General features: G+C 58.1%; 17 protein-coding genes. 9 read left to right on the top strand and 8 right to left on the bottom strand.

Translation table 11 applies throughout. From position 1 onward, the window contains the following. The first annotated feature begins 332 nt into the window (after positions 1 to 332). The 6 genes from HA43_RS13870 (at position 333) to spy (ending at position 7,188) form a co-directional block, all read left to right on the top strand. Positions 333 to 1,553, top strand: coding sequence for an aspartate aminotransferase family protein (locus tag HA43_RS13870; protein ID WP_094111909.1), 1,221 nt, complete (start codon positions 333 to 335; stop codon positions 1,551 to 1,553). Beyond that, complete coding sequence (gene astA, locus HA43_RS13865; protein ID WP_039384017.1) at positions 1,550 to 2,581, top strand: arginine N-succinyltransferase; 1,032 nt, start codon at positions 1,550 to 1,552, stop codon at positions 2,579 to 2,581. Before HA43_RS13870 ends, astA begins: the two co-directional genes overlap by 4 nt. Next, positions 2,578 to 4,056 (top strand): succinylglutamate-semialdehyde dehydrogenase, encoded by a 1,479-nt coding sequence (gene astD, locus HA43_RS13860; RefSeq protein ID WP_094111908.1) that lies wholly within the window; start codon positions 2,578 to 2,580, stop codon positions 4,054 to 4,056. The genes astA and astD overlap by 4 nt, the downstream gene beginning before the upstream one ends. Continuing rightward, the gene (gene astB, locus HA43_RS13855) at positions 4,043 to 5,371 is read left to right on the top strand and encodes an N-succinylarginine dihydrolase (protein WP_094111907.1); all 1,329 of its coding nucleotides are present in this window, start codon (positions 4,043 to 4,045) and stop codon (positions 5,369 to 5,371) included. The genes astD and astB overlap by 14 nt, the downstream gene beginning before the upstream one ends. Before the next feature lie 26 nt (positions 5,372 to 5,397). Continuing rightward, positions 5,398 to 6,387 carry a succinylglutamate desuccinylase gene (astE, locus tag HA43_RS13850; RefSeq protein WP_039384022.1) on the top strand — a complete coding sequence of 330 codons (990 nt, stop codon included), beginning with the start codon at positions 5,398 to 5,400 and terminating at the stop codon, positions 6,385 to 6,387. A 309-nt stretch (positions 6,388 to 6,696) separates the two neighbouring features. Further along, positions 6,697 to 7,188: an ATP-independent periplasmic protein-refolding chaperone Spy gene (gene spy, locus HA43_RS13845; protein WP_039384024.1), complete on the top strand. Its 492-nt coding sequence runs from the start codon at positions 6,697 to 6,699 to the stop codon at positions 7,186 to 7,188. A gap of 83 nt (positions 7,189 to 7,271) precedes the next feature. Here the strand turns inward: spy and cho are convergent, their stop codons facing one another. From cho to HA43_RS13830, 3 genes are all read right to left on the bottom strand, one after another. Further along, positions 7,272 to 8,132: an excinuclease Cho gene (cho, locus tag HA43_RS13840; RefSeq protein ID WP_039384025.1), complete on the bottom strand. Its 861-nt coding sequence runs from the start codon at positions 8,130 to 8,132 to the stop codon at positions 7,272 to 7,274. A gap of 111 nt (positions 8,133 to 8,243) precedes the next feature. Further along, positions 8,244 to 9,071 (bottom strand): ammonia-dependent NAD(+) synthetase, encoded by an 828-nt coding sequence (nadE, locus tag HA43_RS13835; RefSeq protein WP_094111906.1) that lies wholly within the window; start codon positions 9,069 to 9,071, stop codon positions 8,244 to 8,246. Positions 9,072 to 9,188: 117 nt separating this feature from the next. After that, positions 9,189 to 10,379 carry a multidrug effflux MFS transporter gene (locus HA43_RS13830; protein ID WP_039384031.1) on the bottom strand — a complete coding sequence of 397 codons (1,191 nt, stop codon included), beginning with the start codon at positions 10,377 to 10,379 and terminating at the stop codon, positions 9,189 to 9,191. Between the two features lie 181 nt (positions 10,380 to 10,560). On the opposite strand from HA43_RS13830, the gene osmE reads away from it, so the two are divergent. Further along, on the top strand, positions 10,561 to 10,896 hold the full coding sequence (gene osmE, locus HA43_RS13825; RefSeq protein WP_039384034.1) for an osmotically-inducible lipoprotein OsmE: 336 nt from the start codon (positions 10,561 to 10,563) through the stop codon (positions 10,894 to 10,896). Between the two features lie 65 nt (positions 10,897 to 10,961). Here the strand turns inward: osmE and HA43_RS13820 are convergent, their stop codons facing one another. The 3 genes from HA43_RS13820 to hxpB form a co-directional block, all read right to left on the bottom strand. After that, entirely contained in the window at positions 10,962 to 12,353 is a 1,392-nt protein-coding gene (locus HA43_RS13820; protein ID WP_071668767.1) for an L-cystine transporter, read from the bottom strand. Between the two features lie 157 nt (positions 12,354 to 12,510). Next, positions 12,511 to 13,098, bottom strand: a complete 588-nt coding sequence (locus tag HA43_RS13815; RefSeq protein ID WP_094111905.1) for a metal-dependent hydrolase — start codon at positions 13,096 to 13,098, stop codon at positions 12,511 to 12,513. A 140-nt stretch (positions 13,099 to 13,238) separates the two neighbouring features. Next, complete coding sequence (gene hxpB / locus HA43_RS13810; RefSeq protein ID WP_094111904.1) at positions 13,239 to 13,907, bottom strand: hexitol phosphatase HxpB; 669 nt, start codon at positions 13,905 to 13,907, stop codon at positions 13,239 to 13,241. 145 nt (positions 13,908 to 14,052) lie between these two features. Here hxpB and HA43_RS13805 point away from each other — a divergent pair, with 145 nt between their 5' ends. Continuing rightward, positions 14,053 to 14,589, top strand: a complete 537-nt coding sequence (locus HA43_RS13805) for a YniB family protein (RefSeq protein ID WP_039384049.1) — start codon at positions 14,053 to 14,055, stop codon at positions 14,587 to 14,589. A 4-nt stretch (positions 14,590 to 14,593) separates the two neighbouring features. Here the strand turns inward: HA43_RS13805 and HA43_RS13800 are convergent, their stop codons facing one another. Further along, entirely contained in the window at positions 14,594 to 15,487 is an 894-nt protein-coding gene (locus HA43_RS13800) for a fructosamine kinase family protein (protein WP_094111903.1), read from the bottom strand. 78 nt (positions 15,488 to 15,565) lie between these two features. Beyond that, a complete protein-coding gene (gene ghoS / locus HA43_RS13795; protein WP_039384054.1) occupies positions 15,566 to 15,856 on the bottom strand; it encodes a type V toxin-antitoxin system endoribonuclease antitoxin GhoS in 291 nt (96 codons plus the stop codon). A gap of 316 nt (positions 15,857 to 16,172) precedes the next feature. Here ghoS and HA43_RS13790 point away from each other — a divergent pair, with 316 nt between their 5' ends. After that, positions 16,173 to 16,934: a DUF481 domain-containing protein gene (locus tag HA43_RS13790; protein WP_039384056.1), complete on the top strand. Its 762-nt coding sequence runs from the start codon at positions 16,173 to 16,175 to the stop codon at positions 16,932 to 16,934. Positions 16,935 to 17,067: the final 133 nt, after the last annotated feature.

Raw genomic sequence — 17,067 nt, 5'->3', positions numbered from 1 at the left:
GCGCGTGCTGCGCTGCCAGCGCGCGCCATCTGCCCTGTTATGGCGAAATATTTGTTGTGCGATCACAAAAGCAACATTTCCTTCCATAAATGCATAAATCCGCTAAATAATTTGCTGCCTTAGCGGCGGCGCAACCGTAATATTCACTTTTTATGCAAAATAAGTGAATAGCAGCCTGCCGTAACCCATTGAAATTTCGTCGCTGACTCCCTTTTATGCATTATTCCCTCTGGCTGGCACGCTTGCTGCACCTTATAGTCGGGCTGCTGATTACGCACTCTTAACAATTTTAAAACAATAGCTTCACCCGGGGTGAGGCAGGAGATCCGGCTATGTCACTGCAGGTTACACGTCACGATTTTGATCAATGGATGATGCCGGTCTATGCACCCGCAACCTTTATACCGGTACGGGCTGAAGGATCGCGGTTGTGGGATCAACAGGGCAAAGAGTATATCGATTTTGCTGGCGGGATCGCAGTGAATGCGCTGGGTCATGCACACCCGGCGCTGCAGCAGGCGCTGACAGAGCAGGCGGCAAAGCTGTGGCATACCGGCAATGGCTATACCAACGAGCCGGTATTGCGGCTGGCAAAACAGCTGATTGATGCCACCTTTGCCGACCGCGTTTTCTTCTGCAACTCCGGCGCTGAGGCGAACGAAGCTGCGCTTAAGCTGGCGCGCAAAGTGGCACACGACCGTTTCGGCGATCAAAAAAGCGGCATTGTGGCGTTCACTAACGCTTTTCATGGCCGCACCCTGTTTACGGTGTCGGCTGGCGGCCAGCCCGCCTATTCGCGCGACTTTGCGCCGCTGCCGCCGGCCATTCAGCATGCGCAGTTTAATCACCTGGAATCGGCCGCCGCGCTGATTAACGACAGCACCTGTGCCGTGATTGTTGAACCGATTCAGGGCGAGGGCGGCGTATTGCCTGCCGATGCAGCCTTCCTGCGCGGCCTGCGGGAGCTGTGCGACCGCCATCAGGCGCTGCTGATTTTTGATGAAGTGCAGAGCGGTGTGGGACGCACCGGATCGCTTTACGCCTATATGCACTATGGCGTTACGCCGGATGTGCTGAGTACCGCAAAAGCGCTGGGCGGCGGCTTTCCGATTGGTGCCATGCTGACGCGTGAGGATCTGGCGCAGGTAATGGGGGTGGGCACCCACGGTACGACCTATGGCGGTAACCCGCTGGCGGGTGCGGTGGCGGGTAAAGTGCTGGAGCTGGTCAACCAGCCCGCTTTTCTCGCTGGCGTGACCGAGCGGCATCAGTGGTTTGTTGATCGGCTCCAGGCGATTAACCAGCGGCTGCCGGTGTTTAAAACCATCCGCGGCCTCGGGCTGCTGATTGGCGCCGTACTCAACGACGATTTCGCCGGAAAAGCCAAACAGTTCAATCTCACGGCCGCCGAAGAGGGCGTCATGGTCCTGATTGCCGGTGCCAGCGTCGTGCGCTTTGCGCCCGCGCTAAACATCAGCCAGGAGGAGGTGCAGCAGGGGCTGGCGCGTTTTGAGCGCGCCTGTGAACGTATTCTCAGAGGAGCCACATCATGATGGTGATCCGCCCGGTTGAACATGATGACCTGGCGCAGCTGCTTCTGCTGGCGGGTAAAACCGGCGGCGGCCTTACCTCGCTGCCGGAAGACAGCGCCACGCTGCAGGCGCGTATTGAGCGTTCACTGCTGACCTGGCAGGGGGCGCTGCCGCGCGCTGAACAGGGTTACGTCTTTGTGCTGGCCGACAGTGACGATAACCGGGCCGTGGGGATCTGCGCGATTGAAGTGGCGGTCGGGTTGCAGGAGCCGTGGTACAACTTTCGGGTTGGCACGCAGGTACACGCCTCCAGAGAGCTGAACGTGTATGCCAGCCTGCCAGTGCTGTCGCTCAGCAACGATCACACCGGCAGCAGCGAACTCTGTACGCTATTTCTCGATCCCGACTACCGCGACGGCAGAAACGGCTATTTACTCTCTAAATCACGCTTTCTTTTTATGGCGAACTTTCGCGATCGCTTTATGCGCAACGTGGTGGCAGAGATGCGCGGCGTCAGCGATGACAGCGGTCATTCCCCTTTCTGGGAGAGCGTGGGCAGCCATTTCTTCTCTATGCCGTTTCGCCAGGCTGATTTTCTTAGCGGTACCGGTCAGAAAGCGTTTATCGCAGAGCTGATGCCGAAACATCCGCTCTATATTCACTATCTCAGCGAGGCAGCGCAGCGCGTCATTGGTGAAGTACACCCGAAAACGGCGCCGGCGCGCGCGGTGCTGGAAGCGGAAGGTTTTCGCTATCAGAACTATGTCGACATCTTTGATGGCGGACCGACGCTGGAGTGTGAAATTGATCGTATCCGGGCCATTCGCAAAAGTACGCTGCTGCCGGCAGGCGCCGGTGACGCGCAGGCGCACTGGCCGCTCTGCCTGGTCGCTAACAGCAACTATCAGCAGTTTCGCGCCACGCTACTGCCGGTGGATATCGCCGCCGGTCACGTCTGCCTCAGTGAGAGCCAGCGTCAGGCGCTGCGCTGTGAATATGGTGATGCGCTACGGGTTGTAACACTCTGCCGTGAGGAGAAACAGGCATGACGCACTTTATTAATAATCAGTGGCTGCGCGGCGACGGTGACCTCTTCACAAAAGCCGATCCGGTCTCAGGCGAACAACTGTGGCAGGGCAACGCCGCCTCTGCGGCTCAGGTCAGCGCCGCCTGTGCGGCAGCCCGCGCAGCGTTCCCGCACTGGGCGCGCCTGCCGTTCACGGCACGTCAGGCAGGAATTGAAACCTTTGCCGCGCTGCTGGAGCAGCATAAGGTGGAGCTGGCGGAGATCATCTCACAGGAAACCGGCAAGCCGCGCTGGGAGACGCTGACGGAAGTGCAGGCGATGATCAATAAAATTGCCATTTCAGTGAAAGCGTATCACGCCCGTACCGGCGAACAGCAGTCGGGTGAAAGCGCACTGCGCCATCGTCCGCACGGTGTACTGGCGGTATTCGGGCCCTATAATTTTCCGGGGCATCTGCCAAATGGCCACATTGTGCCCGCGCTACTGGCAGGAAACTGCGTGGTGTTTAAGCCGAGCGAGCTGACGCCGCTGACGGCGGAACGCACCGTGCAGCTGTGGAAGCAGGCAGCGCTCCCGGCGGGGGTCATCAATATGGTGCAGGGCGGACGGGAAAGCGGCCAGGCGCTGGCACAGGCAGAGCAGATTGATGGCGTACTGTTTACCGGCAGCGCGGCTACCGGGTATCACCTGCACCGGCAGTTTGCCGGCCAGCCGGAGAAGATGCTCGCGCTGGAGATGGGTGGCAATAATGCGCTGATTGTGGAAGATCCGGCCGATATTGATGGCGCCGTACATATCGCCATCCAGTCAGCTTTTATTTCTGCCGGGCAGCGCTGCACCTGCGCACGTCGCCTGCTGGTAAAACGTGGCGCGGCGGGCGACGCGTTTCTGCAGCGGCTGGTGGCTGTCAGCGCCCGGCTGCAGCCCGCAGCGTGGAATGCTGAGCCACAGCCATTTATGGGCAGCGTCATTTCGCCTGCGGCGGCCGGACAGATCTATCAGGCGTGGCAGCAGCGCGTGGCGCTGGGCGGTGAAGTGCTGCTGAATATGCAGTGGCCGGATCGCCAGCGCGCACTTATTACGCCAGGCATTATCGATATGACCCATGTAAGTGCGCTGCCGGATGAGGAGGTGTTCGGACCGCTGCTGCAAATCATCCGTTATGACGACTACAGTGAGGCGATTACGCTGGCTAACGCCACGCGCTATGGCCTCTCATGCGGTCTGATCTCACCGCAGCGGGCGCAGTTTGATCAGCTGCTGCTGGAGGCGCGCGCCGGTATCGTCAACTGGAACAAGCCGCTGACCGGTGCGGCCAGCACCGCGCCGTTTGGCGGCATAGGCGCCTCCGGCAACCACCGCGCCAGCGCCTGGTACGCTGCAGATTACTGCGCCTGGCCGATGGCAACCCTGGAGAGCAGCAGTCTGGCCCTGCCCGATACGCTCTCGCCGGGTCTCGATTTCTCTGCTCAGGGAGCGCGCCATGAACGCAGCTGAAGTCAATTTTGATGGACTGGTTGGCCTGACGCACCACTACGCGGGCCTCTCATTTGGTAATGAGGCGTCAACCCGCAATCAGCTGCAGCCCTCTAATCCCAGGCTGGCGGTGCTGCAGGGACTGCGCAAAATGAAAGCGCTGGCCGATCTCGGCTATCTGCAGGGCGTGATCCCGCCGCACGAGCGGCCTAATCTGCCGCTGCTGCGCCAGCTCGGTTTTCACGGCAGTGACGCGCAGGTGCTGGCGCGCGCTGCGCAGCAGGCGCCGCAGCTGCTCTCAGCCGCCAGTTCAGCCTCGGCGATGTGGGTTGCCAACGCGGCCACCGTATCGCCCTCGGCAGACAGCGGTGACGGACGCGTTCATTTTACCGTTGCCAATCTGAATAATAAGTTTCACCGGTCCATTGAAGCACCGGAAACGGCTGATCTGCTGCGGGCGATCTTCCGCGACCCGCAGCGTTTCTGCGTGCATGACGCACTGCCTCAGGTGGCGCTGTTTGGTGACGAAGGAGCCGCGAATCACAATCGCTTCGGGGCGCGCTACGGCGACGCCGGCCTGCAGCTGTTCGTCTATGGACGCGAAGGGCAGCACGCCGGCATCACGCCGGAACGCTATCCGGCGCGCCAGACGCTGGAAGCGAGCAGAGCGGTCGCGCGTCTGCATCAGCTTGACGAGGCGCGCACGCTCTTCGTGCAGCAGAACCCGGCGGTGATCGATCAGGGCGTTTTCCATAACGACGTGATTGCCGTCAGTAATCAGCAGGTGCTGTTCTGTCACGAAGAGGCTTTCGTCAATCAGCCTGCGTTGCTGGAGCAGCTGGCAGAGCGGGTGCCGGGGTTTACCGCCATCGTGGTGCCGCGCGCGCGCGTATCCGTCAGCGACGCGGTGGCGACCTATCTCTTCAACAGTCAGCTGCTGCAGCACCCCGATGGCGGTATGCGGCTGATACTGCCTGAAGAGGCACGGCAGCATCCGGGCGTCTGGGCTTATCTGACGGAGCTGGCAGAGAGCGGCGGACCGATTCGGGAGCTCACGGTATTCGATCTGCGTGAAAGCATGTGCAACGGCGGCGGGCCAGCCTGCCTGCGCCTGCGGGTTGTGTTGACGGCAGAAGAGCAGCGGGCGGTCAACCCGGCGGTAATGATGAACGAGCAGCTGTTTACGCAGCTCAGCCAGTGGGCAGAACGCCACTATCGCGACTATCTCACGCAGGCGGATTTAGCCGATCCGGCGCTGCTGCAGGAGGGGCGTGACGCTCTGGATGCGCTGACGCAGCTGCTGAAGCTGGGCAGCGTCTACGCCTTTCAGCGCTGAGGCTGAGGCAGGATTAAGGAGAAAATATGCGCAGTTTTTTACAGCAGACGCTGGCGGGCACGCCGCCTGCCGTCACGCAGGGCGAGACAGCTTATCTGCGCTGGCAGTGGCAGGCGGAAGGGATCCTCTCGCTGACGCCGCTGACGCACTGCGACCGGGCGCTGGTGCTGTCAGCCGGGATCCACGGCAATGAAACCGCGCCGGTGGAGATAGTGGAGCAGCTGCTGGCGCCGCTGCTTAGCGGAGAAAAACCGCTGGCGGTGCGGCTGCTGGTGATACTGGGTAATCCGGCGGCGCTGCGCAGCGGCCGTCGCTATCAGCAGTACGATCTCAACCGGCTGTTTGGTGGCCGCTGGCAGCGGGTCAGTGAAACCAGTGAGGCACAGCGCGCCCTGCAGCTGGAACAGGTGATGGAGCGCTTCTGGCGCAGCTGCCACAGGCAGACGTCGCGCTGGCATCTTGATCTGCATACCGCTATTCGCGGCTCTTATTATCCACGCTTTGCCGTTATGCCCGCGAACGCGCGACCGTGGCCGGATACGTTTATGCAGTGGCTGGCCGCAGCTGAGCTGGAGGCGCTGGTTTTTCATCGTGCGCCGGGCGGCACCTTCACCCACTATAGTTGTGAGCATCATCATGCGGCGAGTTCGACGCTGGAACTGGGTAAGGCGCTGCCGTTTGGTGAAAATGATCTCACGCAGTTCAGGGCAGTGCAGCGGGCACTCGCTGCGCTGCTGGAGGGCGAAACGTGGCCGCAGCCGCATACGCAGCCGCGGCGCTATCACGTTTCACAACAAATCACCCGTCAGGGAGAGGGATTTACGCTGCATATGAGCGCGGACACGCTGAATTTCACCGCGTTTCCCCAGGGCACGCTGCTGGCAGAAGAGGGCGACACGCGCTATTACGTACAGCAGGCGCGGGAATATGTACTGTTTCCCAATCCGCAGGTGGCGCCGGGATTACGCGCCGGGCTGATGCTGACGGAAGAGAACGCACAGATGCCGGCGCAATAAACGGCTGCAGCATAGCTGACGCCTGATGGCGTCAGCCATGCTGATAGCGATCGCTTAACATTTTGCTTTCCCGGCGCGGGCAAACTCATTACACTCCTCCTTAATTCCTGCCATTTTCCCGCTATTGTCATACTTTTTTGCATTTTCTCACGTAATTCTTCGCAATCTCTCCACGATCGCACGATATCTATCTTCTATGCTTTCAGGGCTTTACTCAGGTTCTGAGTAGTTGACGTTCAGCGTCGTATGCTTGTTTCCGAAGACGCGACACAGGCTGTCGTCATATAACTGACAAGAAAGGACAATATTATGCGTAAACTGACTTCTGTTTTTCTGGCTACCGCAATGGCACTGGGTGCCGCCAATATCGTCCACGCTGCGGCCGATAACCTGACGCCACCGCCGGCCGGCACTGAAAAGCCGATGCATAAGCCGATGCGTCATCACGGTATGGAGATGTTCAAAGGCATTACTCTGACCGATGCGCAGAAAACACAGATCCGCACCATCATGCAGGATGGTCATAAAGAGATGCAGCGCCCGTCGCCGGAGGCGCGCCGCGCGAACCATGCCATTATTGCCGCCGACAGCTTCGATCGCAGCAAAGCGGAAGCACAGGCTGAGAAGATGACCGCAAACGCCAAAGAGAATGCGGTACGCATGATGGAAACCCAGAACAAAATCTACAACGTACTGACGCCGGAACAGAAAAAGCAGTACAACGCCAATTTCGAAACGCGCCTGACGGAAAAAGCGCCACACGATGGTAAAATGCCACCACCGCCTGCTGACGGTGAGTAAACACACACCGTGATCGATCCGGATTAAGACCGCCGGCGCTGTTCAGGGCAGAGTACCGCCCTGAACAGCGTCGGCGGTTTTTTTTATAGTTCTATCAGCGGGAACTCGCCGGAAAGCAGCGGACGGCAGAGAATTTTATAGCCGTCGTGATCAAACCCCTGGCGCGCGCGCTGCAGCTGGCGCGCTTCCGCTTCAGTGGCAACAGAACCCAGCCAGAACCAGTGATCGATCACATGGATTTGTGTCATCTCAGCGCCGCGCTCCACCATGCCAACCGGGCCTTCCCACGGCCAGCACACCACGCGAAAGCGTTCCAGCCCCTCGCGGAGCCGCTGCTGGTGCGCTTCAACACTCTCTTTTCCGCAGCAGGCGCCGGCACAGCGCTTCAGTGCTGCGCGAAAGCAGCCGCGCCCTGGCCGCAGGCTCTCCAGCCCAAGCAGGCCGTGACAGAGCTGCAGCTCATCGGCCATGCTTTTAAGCTTCTCCAGCGCGGCAAAACGGCTGCGAAACAGCCCGTAGAGATCGGGTGAACGAGAGAAATCGACATCTTTTGCATAGACCACTTCCGGCGCGCCTTCTCCCAGCTGAAGTGAGCAGAGCTGACGATTTTTGCGCAGGCGCTTATTAAATAACGGCTGCTGCGTTTTAATCATCTGCGCTTCCAGCAGCTGCGCGCCAATATCGCCGGCGGTGGGGATCCAGCTTACGCGCCGCGCCTGACGCAGCATGCTCGCTTCATCCGTGGTGCGAAAATGCGCCATCACCCGGCTGCGCAAATTAATGCTCTTGCCGATATAAAGAGGCAGATTTTCACTCTCGCCGTGAAAGGTATAGACGCCAGGCACTTTAGGCAGCCCTTCAAGCCACTGGCGCAGGTGTTCGGGATATTGATAGATTGCCGCCGCGTCAAAGTCGAGGCGATGGCTGGTTGCTCGTCTGACCAAAGAATGCTCCGCTTACTGGTTTTGTATACAGTGTATCAGCGTGCTGCTTTTATCGCCAGTGGCAAGCGAGGCGCGACTCTCTCTCCGCAGAGGGAGAGTCGCAGGGAGGGTCTACTTTTTCCAGTAGTCGTCAAACACAGTCACCGGCATACGGCGCTTATGTTCGGTTTTGGTGTACCAGCCCTCGATAATTTTCGCCGATTCGCCATTGATGGTTTTGCCTTCCAGATAATCATCGATCTGCTGATAGGTTACGCCAAGCGCCACCTCATCCTGCAGGCCGGGACGATCGTCTTCAAGATCGGCCGTGGGATGTTTCATCCAGAGGTGCTCCGGGCAGCCCAGCGCCTTCAGCAGCTGTTTACCCTGGCCTTTGTTAAGGCGAAAGATCGGGTTCACGTCGCTGCCGCCATCGCCATATTTGGTATAAAAACCGGTCACCGCTTCCGCCGCGTGATCGGTGCCCAGCACGATACCTTTGGTCATGCCGGCGATGCTGTACTGCGCCTTCATGCGTTCACGCGCCTTTTCGTTACCGCGGACAAAATCTGACAGCGCAATACCCGCTTCCTGCAGTGCGCGCTCGCTCGCCAGCACCGCCTCTTTGATATTGACCACCAGGGTACGATCGGGCTGAATAAACGCCAGCGCATCCTGACAATCCTGCTCGTCGGCCTGTTTACCATACGGCAGGCGCACGGCAATAAAGGTGTACTCTTTATCGCCGGTCTCATGACGCAGTTCGCTGACCGCCATCTGCGCCAGCTTACCGGTCAGCGTTGAGTCCTGCCCGCCGCTGATGCCCAGCACCAGCGTTTTCAGAAAAGGATGCGCTTTCAGGTACGCTTTCAGGAAATCGACGCTGACGCGGATCTCCTGCTGCGGATCGATAGCGGGTTTAACACCAAGGGCCTGAATAATTTCCTGCTGCAGTGACATGAACCTCTCCTCAAGTCAGAAGCCTGACGGCATGATGCGTAACATCAGCTAAAGCTAACGCCTTGGCCGCAAAACAACAAGCCAAACGGCGACTGGCGCAGACGGTTTGCTGCTGAATCAGGCGCTTTCAGGCCGCTGCGCCAGCAGGGTAAACATCAGGATTGCCAGCATAAAGCAGCCGAAAATGGTGGCGCTCATGCTGATAACCGAGGTCCCGCCCACGCCGCTAACCGGCACGCTGATGGCGCCCAGCGTAAACATGGTGACGCCGATAACCGCAGAAGCACTGCCGGCGCGGTGCCCCTGACTCTGCATCGCCAGCGATGCGGCGGTGGTTGCGATTACACCGTTACTGGCAATAGAGAAAAATAGCGCCACCAGAATCACCGGCAGGGCGGCGTCGCTCAGCGCGGCGGTCAGCAGCGTGGCGGAGGCGACAAATGCCAGCGTCAGCCCGCCCTTAAGCACCCGGTATTCGCCCCAGAGCGGACAGAGCCGTGCGCTGGTTTGTGAGGCGATAATCAGGCCGCACCCGTTGGCAGCAAAGCAGAGGCTGAACGCCTGAGGCGAGAGGCCGTAGATCTGCTGCAGCACAAACGGTGAGGCGCCGATATAGGCAAACATGCCTGACATCATAAAGCCCTGCGTCAGGCAAAAACCCATAAAGGGCCGATGCGTAACGACCTGGCCCAGCGCCGCCCAGGCGGAAAACAGAGAGCCCTGGCTACGGCGTGCAGGCGGCAGCGTCTCATGCAGCTGCCAGCGCGCCAGCAGAATCAGCAGAATGGCGATCGCCGCCAGTACGAGAAAAATGCCGCGCCAGCTCATGATTGTCATCAGCGCGCCGCCCAGTACCGGCGCTCCCACCGGTGCAAGGCCGTTGACCAGCATCAGCAGCGCAAAAAAGCGCGTCAGCTCGTGTCCGCTATACATATCCCGGGCGATAGCGCGCGACAGCACGGCACCGCCAGCGCCAGCCAGCCCCTCAAACAGGCGGGCAATCAGTAGCGAATGGATATCTTTTGCCAGCGCGCAGCCGACAGAGGCAATAAACAGCAGCAGCAGCGACAGCAGCAGGGGCCGGATGCGGCCAAATTTATCGCTCATGGGACCAAATAGCAGCTGTCCCGCCCCGAGGCCCAGCAGGCCGGCAGTCAGACTGAGCTGAGCGGTGGAGGTCTGCGTGTGCAGATCGCGCGCCAGTTCAGGCAGAGCGGGGAGATAGAGGTCGATACAGAGCGGTCCGAGCGCCGCCAGAAGTCCGAGCGTGATGGCGTAAACCAGCCGGTTAGGGTGTGCAGATGTCATGGGGCCTCTGAGCCGGGTAAAAAGTTAACCGCGCGATTATACGGAGCAGGGCGCAGCAGCACAGCTTTTTTACTCCGGATATATTGCGATGAACGCATCTAAAAGCGTCGCCACCAGGTTGATAAATCTGAATTTGTGTTCCAGGCTTATTCCGACATGGACAAAGTATGAGGAACAAAAAATGAATAAAGTGCTGGGATGTATCGCTGCCGCTATGACGCTGGCTGCTCTGTCTGGTTGTACCACTTACGATCGCGCGGAAAGTTATGTCACCAAACCGGTGGTAAAAGATGTTAAAAAAGGCATGACGCGTGAACAGGTGCGTCAGATTGCGGGTCCGGCTTCGACCGAAGTGACCATGGCGCACGCGCGTGGCACCTGCCAGACTTACGTTATCGGCGAGCGCGATGGCAAAATGCAGACCTATTTTGTCAGCTACAACGATACCGGTCGCGTGATGAACTACGGCTTCCAGAGCTGCAAAGAGTACGACACCGATCCGCAGGTTGCGCAGTAACTCTTTTTTGCTGAATAAAAAAGGGCCCGTCTGAGACGGGCCCTTTTTCATGCTGAAGTCAGCGCTTAGCGATGCGCCAGTTCGGCGTGCTCATCGCTCTCCAGAATTTTTTTGTCGGTCTGACCCAGCCAGCGGCTGGTCAGCGAACCGGCCGTCATTGAGCCGTTCACGTTGAGCGCGGTACGGCCCATATCAATCAGCGGCTCAATGGAAATCAGCAGCGCGACCAGCGTCACCGGCAGCCCCATTGCCGGCAGCACAATCAGCGCAGCAAAGGTAGCACCGCCGCCCACACCGGCTACGCCAGCGGAACTCAGGGTGACGATCCCGACCAGCGTGGCGATCCAGACCGGATCAAACGGGTTAATACCGACAGTAGGAGCAACCATCACGGCCAGCATTGTCGGATAGAGTCCGGCACAGCCGTTCTGACCAATTGTGGCACCGAAGGAGGCGGAAAAGCTGGCAATCGCTTCCGGCACGCCGAGACGGCGCGTCTGCGTTTCCACATTCAGCGGAATGCTGGCCGCGCTGGAGCGGCTGGTGAAAGCGAAAGTGATCACCGGCCATACTTTGCGGAAGAAGCGCAGCGGATTGATGCCGTTGATCGACAGCAACAGCGCATGCACGCCAAACATAATCGCAAGGCCAAGATAGGAGGCGAGAACAAAGCTGCCCAGCTTAACGATATCGTGCAGGTTAGAGCCGGCGACCACTTTGGTCATCAGAGCCAGTACGCCATATGGCGTCAGCTTCATGATCAGGCGCACCAGTTTCATCACCCAGGACTGCAGCGTATCAATCGCCGCCAGTACGCGTTCACCTTTCACTTTATCATCGCGCAGCAGATGCAGTGCAGCGACGCCGAGGAAAGCAGCAAAGATAACGACACTGATAATGGAGGTCGGGTTCGCGCCTGCCAGATCGGCAAACGGGTTTTTAGGGATGAAAGAGAGCAGCAGCTGCGGCGTGCTGAGATCTGCGACTTTACCCGCATAGTTGCTCTGAATAGCATTCAGACGCGCGGTCTCCTGCGCACCCTGCACCAGCCCTTCAGCGCTGAGGTGGAAGAGGCCGGTCACCATCACGCCGACCAGCGCGGAGATAGCCGTGGTAAACAGCAGTACACCGATGGTCAGCACGCTGATTTTGCCCAGCGAGGAGGCGTTATGCAGACGCGCCACCGCGCTCAGTATTGAGGCGAATACCAGCGGCATAACAATCATCTGCAGCAGCTGTACATAGCCATTACCGACCAGATTAAACCAGCCGATCGAATCCTTAACCACTGCGCTGTTTTCGCCATAAACCGCCTGAAGCGCCAGGCCAAACAGCACGCCCAGCACCAGGCCGGTCAGTACGCGCTTTGACAGGCTCCAGCTCTGGTTGCCAATGCGGTTAAGCAGCACCAGCAGAGCGGCAAAGACCACTATGTTGATAATAAGAGGGAAATCCATACTTAACTCCAGAAAGATGCCGTCCTGCAAAGTGCAGGCGGCATAGCGTAACGTAAATTTCTATCAGAGAATGTCAGGGATGTTAGCAGCACAATTAAGTGCAGGCTTATACCCAAAAAGTATGGGTTATAACTTTTTGTTTAATATGGCGTAATTATTATCCGTTTAGCGGATTAATTAACCGGTTCACGCTGGATTGCAGTGTATCAAACAGCTGCTGCGGCCAGCCGTTTGCACCAAAATCAGGCATGCCAGCCGGAAACCAGAGCGCCGCAACCACCAGTCCCAGACAAAGTATCCGCTCCAGCTGATTACCGCTCTGGCTTCTGAGAATAGGCAGACGAAAGCGCCAGCGGCAGGGCCACAGCAGCGGAACGCCAGCTGGCGTCAGCATGTCAGCCACGATATGGCTCAGGTAGCCCAGCGTCAGTCCCTGCAGCACATCCGCCGGCAGAAACCAGTCTGCCGGCACGTTCACTTTAAACAGCCACAGGCTGATAGCCACTGCCAGCAAACTGTGGGTAAAACCGCGATGTCCAAACGCCCGCGCGATGGGCTGAGAGAGCCAGCGAAAACGCTGGCCCAGCGTGGATCGGGGGTGGTCGATATCCGGCAGCAGGCAGGTCAGCAGCGTAGCGGGAACCAGATGCCACCAGTCCGCCGCAGCCAGAACCGGTGTCAGCTCAGCACGCTTGGCAAAAATAGCGCTGGCGATAGCAAAAATTACATGGCCTTCGGCCGTCATGATTAAATCCGGATACAAAACTGTCAATGCATCCAGTATAGGGATTTATCCAGTAAATGAGAACGGTGACGCTGTAACGAAGAGTGAATTATTTTCGCGCTGGCTGACCGCTGTATCAGACTGCGCCATACACCCTGCGGTCAGTTAAACAGATGCTCTGCGCGCAGTTCCGTCAGGCTCGGCAGCCGCACTTCTGCCAGCGCCCAGCGGGCATCCGCGTAGTGTGCAGCCGCAGGCACCACAATAGAACGCATGCGCGCCGCTTTACAGGCGATCATGCCGTTGAAGGAGTCTTCCAGCGCCACACAGTTAAGCGGATCGATATCAAGCGCCGCTGCCGCATTCAGATAGACCTGCGGATGAGGTTTGCTCAGCGGCAGCGCTTCAGCGGAGGCGAGGGCGGAAAAGCAGGGCCGCAGCCGGAACATCTCCAGCACCCGCTCCAGCATGGCCAGCGGCGAAGCGGAAGCGAGCGCAATCCGCAGCCCCTGCTGCTGACAGAGCTGCAGCGCCTGATCGACACCGGGCAGCAGCGGCTGCTGCGCTTCGATCAGCGATAGCGTACGATCGATAATACGCGCCGTGACGTCGGCCTGAGTCGCACCCTGCCACGGCTGTGCCTCATACCACATGCGTACGGTCTGATCGATGCGCAGGCCAAGCGTGTCAGGCAGCTCCGCGCGACGACTGACGTCAACGCCAAGGCTTGCCAGTACCTCCATCTCAGCCTGATCCCACAGCGGTTCAGAATCAATCAGTAAACCATCCATATCAAAAATAGCGGCGTACACCGGACGACGATAGCGCATGACAATATCCTTCTTAGCGGTTTGCGCCACCTTATCACGCCAGAGTGCGAAAACAAGGACGCGACAGGTAACGCATTTTTCAGGAAAAAATCGCCGACTGCAGGTAGACTTAGGGCAAAATAATTATCTGTATAGGGAAGTCTGCATGACATACCAACAGGCTGGCCAGGTCGCCATCCTTAAGCGCGTGGCTGGCTGGATCATTTTCATTCCGGCACTGCTGTCGACAATTGTTTCCATGCTCGGTTATTTATATCAGCACAGCGTAAAGCAGCCCGGACTGGATGCCGTATTGCTGGATTTTATCCATGTCATGGTGGACATGCTTAAGTTCAATACGTCGTTTCTCAATCCGTTCTGGCACAACTCGCCGGTGCCCGATTTTCACGGCGGGGCAAATATCGGTTTCTGGATCGTTTATGCGCTGATTTTCATCGGCATGGCTTTACAGGCATCGGGTGCGCGCATGTGGCGCCAGTCGCGGCATGTTAAAGAGGGCATTGAAGATCAGCTGATTCTGGAGCAGGCAAAGGGCAGCGAAGGCCGCACGCGCGCGCAGCTTGAGGAAAAAATCCGCGTCCCGCACCACACTATTCTGCTGCAGATTTTTCCGCTCTATATCCTGCCAGTAATTATTGCTGTTGCCGGCTACTTTTTACTGACGCTGCTGGGCATGCTTTAAATCATCAGGCCGGTCTGGCCCGATCCTGCGCCAGTTTGTCGTCGCTAAGCAGCTGACTGACGGCAAACTGCGCCTCCTCCTGCCACTGGCCGGAAAAAACGTTCGCGCGGTTCAGCAGGTAATAGAGCTGATATACAGGCTGGCGTTGCGAAAATCCCTCTGCCAGCGGCCACTCTGCGTGATAGCCCTGCATGATCTCACGCGGCAGTTCATGGTAATAACTCAGCATCGCCAGGTCGCATTCGCGGTCACCCCAGTAGCAGGCAGGATCGAAAATCCATGGCCCGCTGCTGCTATCTGCACAGTTGGCAGGCCAGAGATCGCCATGCAGTAGCGAAGGCTGCGGATGATGATGAGCCAGCGCCTGCTGAACGCTGTCAATAATCTGATTCATGTCACCATAGGTTACACCGCGTTCCGCTGCCAGCTGCAGCTGCCAGCCGATACGCTGCTCCGCAAAAAACAGCGACCAGCGCCGCAGCCAGCTATTGGGCTGCAGGGTAGTGGTAATATTATTATCGAAATCGAGTCCGAACTGGCGCTGCTCACTCCATTGATGCAGGCGCGCCAGCTGCTGCCCGAGCTGATAACCCGCTTCCGCGCTGAGCGGCTGCGGCGGAATATACTCCAGCAGAAGAAAACTGGCGTCGCGCGTGCTGCCGACGCCGTAGACGGTCGGCACCCGGACTGTCTGCGTGCGCGCCAGCAGACTGAGCTGATCGGCCTCCCAGCGGAACAGGTCCAGCCGGTCATGGGTGTTGCACTTGACGAAGACATCCAGATCGCCGTAGCGGATACGCCAGGCGGGATGGATATCCCCGCCGGGCAGGGGCTCGCGCTGCGTAATCTCTGCTGGCTGAGTCTGTTCGCTTAACAGGCGGCTGATGGCTGACCACATGGCGGGCTCCTCGTTAATCGCGATATCGCTGCAATTGTAGCGCGCAAAAAATAGGCAAGGCCAGTTTTACCGGCGGCCTCAGACAGGGTTCTGCAAAAATTGCTGCAGCGTTGTAACCTTTGTCTGCGGAGACTGATGCAATGCCACCTCTGCAATACGCGCAGCCTGCTCCGAAACCGCTTCAGGCGTCAGCGTGCTGACAATGCCGAAGCTGTTGGTTCCCAGTTCATGCGGATGTCCTTCAGCATCGTGCAGGGTGGTGCTATATCCGCTATTGACCATAGCGCTGGTCAGCGATTGAAGATCGCTTAGCCCCGACTCCTGATAGTGGAAAGTGACAACGTAACTCATAACGTCCAGCGTGCTCATTTTCTCACCTCACTGTAACCAAACAGATTTCAGCGTAGTCCACCCCACAGCTGAGAGCGAATTTTGTTCAGTTGCAGCGTAAGGCTGTGTCAGCAGCGGCAAAATTCCTGATAATTGCGGGCTGTTATTTCTCTGAACGGCACCTATAATGCGCGCCGTTAGTGAACGCGTCTGCAACGTATCATGCTGGTTGATGCAGGGAACGGCCTGATGCCGCCTCATAATTTTTTACAAAACTTACAGTAAATTGCATTGATTGCCGGTAAAAACGCTGCAGACTCACCTGTTTTTAAATTGCCGCACGGATCACCCTTTAATGAAAGTTCTTAATAAGCTGTCCGCTATTTTTCTGCTCTCTGCCGGAGCATTTTGTCACCAGGCTTTTGCTGATAACGCTGTCTTCACCTCAATGGATGATCCTTCAACGGCCAAACAGCCGTTTGAAGGCAGCGCATCAGCCGGTTACCTGGCGCAAACCGGTAATACCACCAGCTCTTCGCTGACGGCTTCAACCAGCATGACCTGGTATCAGACCTCAACGGCTTACAGCCTGTGGGGCAACGCGGCGAACACCTCATCCAACGATGAGCGTTCATCTGAAACCTACAATATCGGTGGCCGCAGCCGCTACAACATGAACAGCGCTGATTATCTGTTTGGTCAGGCCAGCTGGCTGAGCGATCGTCTGAATGGTTACGATTCCCGCGACGTGCTGACGGCCGGTTATGGTCGCCAGATCCTCAACGGTCCGGTGCACTCTCTGCGCGCGGAATTTGGTCCGGGCGTACGTTACGACGACTTTCACGACGGCGGGCATGAGACCAAAGCGCTGGGCTATGGCGCAGTCAGCTATCAGTGGCAGCTGACGGATACCACGAAATTCATTCAGGGTGTATCCGTGCTGAGCAGCTTCGGCGAAGATACTACGGTGAACTCAGAAACGGCCCTGCAGGTCGCCATCAATGAGCACTTTGCGCTGAAGATGGGCTACAACGTGACCTGGAACAACAATCCGCCAGAGTCCGCGCCCGATCGTACCGATACCAAAACCACGATTCAGCTCTCCTACGCAATGTAACTGCCATACCAGAAAACCGCCGTCCGGCTCAGGCTGCACGGCGGTTTTTTTTCGTGTTTGCTTAGACTTAGCCCGCAAGGCGGGTTTTGCTGCAGGGTGAAAGCTGTTATCATATTTGCCGCTTTATGCGCCT

Origin of the sequence: Pantoea eucrina (assembly GCF_002095385.1) — a bacterium.
GTDB classification, from domain to species: Bacteria; Pseudomonadota; Gammaproteobacteria; order Enterobacterales; family Enterobacteriaceae; genus Pantoea; species Pantoea eucrina.
Note: the sequence above shows the minus strand (reverse complement) of the source record. Positions and strands in the feature narration are given on the sequence as shown.

Coding starts and splice junctions, on each gene's coding strand:
- astE (WP_039384022.1), top strand. CDS start 5,398: ATGCGCAGTTTTTTACAGCAGACGCTGGCGGGCACGCCGCCTGCCGTC.
- hxpB (WP_094111904.1), bottom strand. CDS start 13,907: ATGCGCTATCGTCGTCCGGTGTACGCCGCTATTTTTGATATGGATGGT.
- HA43_RS13815 (WP_094111905.1), bottom strand. CDS start 13,098: ATGACGGCCGAAGGCCATGTAATTTTTGCTATCGCCAGCGCTATTTTT.
- HA43_RS13820 (WP_071668767.1), bottom strand. CDS start 12,353: ATGGATTTCCCTCTTATTATCAACATAGTGGTCTTTGCCGCTCTGCTG.
- ghoS (WP_039384054.1), bottom strand. CDS start 15,856: ATGAGCACGCTGGACGTTATGAGTTACGTTGTCACTTTCCACTATCAG.
- astD (WP_094111908.1), top strand. CDS start 2,578: ATGACGCACTTTATTAATAATCAGTGGCTGCGCGGCGACGGTGACCTC.
- HA43_RS13805 (WP_039384049.1), top strand. CDS start 14,053: ATGACATACCAACAGGCTGGCCAGGTCGCCATCCTTAAGCGCGTGGCT.
- osmE (WP_039384034.1), top strand. CDS start 10,561: ATGAATAAAGTGCTGGGATGTATCGCTGCCGCTATGACGCTGGCTGCT.
- HA43_RS13830 (WP_039384031.1), bottom strand. CDS start 10,379: ATGACATCTGCACACCCTAACCGGCTGGTTTACGCCATCACGCTCGGA.
- astA (WP_039384017.1), top strand. CDS start 1,550: ATGATGGTGATCCGCCCGGTTGAACATGATGACCTGGCGCAGCTGCTT.
- spy (WP_039384024.1), top strand. CDS start 6,697: ATGCGTAAACTGACTTCTGTTTTTCTGGCTACCGCAATGGCACTGGGT.
- HA43_RS13790 (WP_039384056.1), top strand. CDS start 16,173: ATGAAAGTTCTTAATAAGCTGTCCGCTATTTTTCTGCTCTCTGCCGGA.
- nadE (WP_094111906.1), bottom strand. CDS start 9,071: ATGTCACTGCAGCAGGAAATTATTCAGGCCCTTGGTGTTAAACCCGCT.
- HA43_RS13870 (WP_094111909.1), top strand. CDS start 333: ATGTCACTGCAGGTTACACGTCACGATTTTGATCAATGGATGATGCCG.
- HA43_RS13800 (WP_094111903.1), bottom strand. CDS start 15,487: ATGTGGTCAGCCATCAGCCGCCTGTTAAGCGAACAGACTCAGCCAGCA.
- astB (WP_094111907.1), top strand. CDS start 4,043: ATGAACGCAGCTGAAGTCAATTTTGATGGACTGGTTGGCCTGACGCAC.